This window comes from Prochlorococcus marinus (genome assembly GCF_001180245.1).
GTDB lineage: Bacteria > Cyanobacteriota > Cyanobacteriia > PCC-6307 > Cyanobiaceae > Prochlorococcus_A > Prochlorococcus_A marinus_F.
The window spans coordinates 1-410 of record NZ_CVSV01000095.1 but is presented as its reverse complement, the minus strand read 5'-3'; the positions used below and the strand labels follow the sequence as shown (position 1 = coordinate 410).

Annotated in this window: 1 protein-coding gene and 1 pseudogene; both read left to right on the top strand. The window is 33.4% G+C overall.

Annotated features, from left to right (window positions below; translation table 11 throughout):
* A pseudogene (locus AMO19_RS03450) lies at nt 1–77 on the top strand (50S ribosomal protein L24); the annotation flags it as partial.
* Between the two features lie 74 nt (nt 78–151).
* Nucleotides 152–410 (top strand): 50S ribosomal protein L5 (gene rplE / locus AMO19_RS03445; protein ID WP_075507347.1); only part of this gene is annotated, 259 nt, incomplete at its 3' end.

Here is a 410-nt window from a genome sequence, read left to right as displayed (position 1 = left end):
GTAAGATTGAATACTTTATTGATAAAGAGGGGGTTAAGAAAAGAAGATTGAAGAAAACTGGTGAAGTAATTGATTAATTTTTCATCAGAAACCAGATTTCAACTTTTTCTAATTTATCAATTCTGACAAAGACCAGAATTAACAAAAAATTATGACTCTAAAAAATCGCTACAAAGAATCAATAAGACCAAAACTTTTAAAGGACCTTGGTCTTAAAAATATTCATCAAGTACCTAAAGTTGTCAAAGTCAACGTTAACAGGGGTCTTGGTGAAGCAGCTTCGAATTCGAAAGCTCTTGAAGCCTCTTTAAATGAAATGGCAACAATTACAGGACAAAAGGCTTTAGTAACTAGGGCCAAAAAAGCTATCGCGGGTTTTAAAATTCGTGAGGGCATGCCTATTGGTTGTA